Below are 1,587 nucleotides of genomic sequence, written 5' to 3' on the forward strand. Positions count from 1 at the left end.
AAATATCACTACTCGATCCGATAAAAAACCCTATGCCTCTATTATTGCTATCCCTATCATTGGGAGTCATTCAAATTTATACTGGATTTATTATCAAATTTATTACGAATGTTAAAAAAAATAGAATTAAAGCAGGCTTAATGGATCAAGGTTCATGGTTGTTCCTAATTACCGGAATACTTCTATTTATTTTAACCAGCACTATTAGTTCTTTATCTGGATTTTCAATTATTATAAAATATGTAATTTGGGCAGGGCTACTATCTGTAGTTATTACACAGGGAAGGGCCAACAAGAATATTATCTTAAAAGCTGCTGGTGGTATACTCAGCTTATACGATATTATCGGCTATTTTAGTGATATCCTTTCTTATTCACGACTATTTGCCCTGGGATTGTCTACTGCAGTGTTAGCAATTGTCGTTAATAATTTCGTCATGCTATTTAAAGACATTCCAATTATTGGAGTAGTTATGGCAATTTTAGTTTTTCTTATCGGCCATCTGTTCAATATGGTTATAAGTGGTATGGGTGCATTTATTCACTCAACTCGTTTACAGTACGTAGAATATTTTACCAAGTTTTATGAAGGGGGAGGAACTCCCTTTAAGCCATTTAAAATCATTACAAAATATATACAAGTTCAAAAATAGCCATTAACCAAAAATATAATATAGATTAAATAATTGGATACGTAGTTAGTTATTTGTTTGATTAGTTAGTGAAGAAAATAGTATTCAGCAGTCAGGATTTAGAAAGCAAAATAAAGAGCAGAGACAATACTTTGATGAAGGGAATAATTCTAATATACTAGTTTTATTCGCTGCTGAGTGATTCACAATAATATTAATATAAATGGGAGGGAAATATGATTACGCAAGGAATAGTAATTGCATTCTTGGGTTCAGCAACGGCCATTGGATTAGCCTGTTCTGGTTCTGGCATTGGAGTAGGAATTGCCGGGGCTGCTGGAATAGGTGTATTAACTGAAGAACCGGAAAAATTTGGTTTAGTATTATTTTTGCAAGCTTTTCCGGGAACTCAAGGTATTTATGGTTTACTGGTTGGTTTTTGGGTGTTAATGAAAACGGGCATCCTTGGAGGTTCTCCAATTCCTTTAAGCTTGGATCAGGGATGTCAGATTTTCTTTTCTTGTATTCCGGTAGGAGTAGTTGGTTTTTTTTCCGGTTGGTATCAGGGAAAAACTGCTGCTGCAGCCATAGGTTTAGCCGCAAGGAACCCGGAAGGAATTGGAAAGGCAATAGTAATGGTTACTATGGTAGAAACTTATGCCGTGTTCTCTTTACTGGCTTCTCTGTTGCTTTTTAATGGAATAAGTTTATAAAAGGATGTATTATATGACTATTAAAGATATAAACGAAAAAATTATATCTGATGCTAAAATTCAAGCAGATAAAATCATTACTCAAGCAAAAGATCATGCGAACAATATTATAGAAAAAAATAAAAAAGAAGCAGATAATATTAAAAATGTTCTATTAAATAAATACAACCAAGAATCAATTTTAAAGAGAAATAAAATATTAACTGAAGCGAATTTAGAAGCCAAAAAAAATATACTATTAG

At 32.7% G+C, this 1,587-nt stretch carries 3 protein-coding genes; all 3 read left to right on the plus strand.

The features are described from left to right. On the plus strand, positions 1-653 hold a 653-nt coding region (locus ENO17_07595; GenBank protein ID HER24893.1), incomplete at its 5' end, for a V-type ATP synthase subunit I. A 215-nt stretch (positions 654-868) separates the two neighbouring features. After that, positions 869-1,345, plus strand: a complete 477-nt coding sequence (locus ENO17_07600; GenBank protein HER24894.1) for a V-type ATP synthase subunit K — start codon at positions 869-871, stop codon at positions 1,343-1,345. Positions 1,346-1,358: 13 nt separating this feature from the next. Then, on the plus strand, positions 1,359-1,587 hold a 229-nt coding region (locus ENO17_07605; protein HER24895.1), incomplete at its 3' end, for a V-type ATP synthase subunit E.

The sequence above is a fragment of the Candidatus Atribacteria bacterium genome (assembly GCA_011056645.1).
Lineage (GTDB): Bacteria > Atribacterota > Phoenicimicrobiia > Phoenicimicrobiales > Phoenicimicrobiaceae > Sediminicultor > Sediminicultor quartus.

Bases quoted from the DNA above. Each gene is read 5' to 3' on its own strand.
- ENO17_07600 (HER24894.1), top strand. From the start codon at position 869: ATGATTACGCAAGGAATAGTAATTGCATTCTTGGGTTCAGCAACGGCC.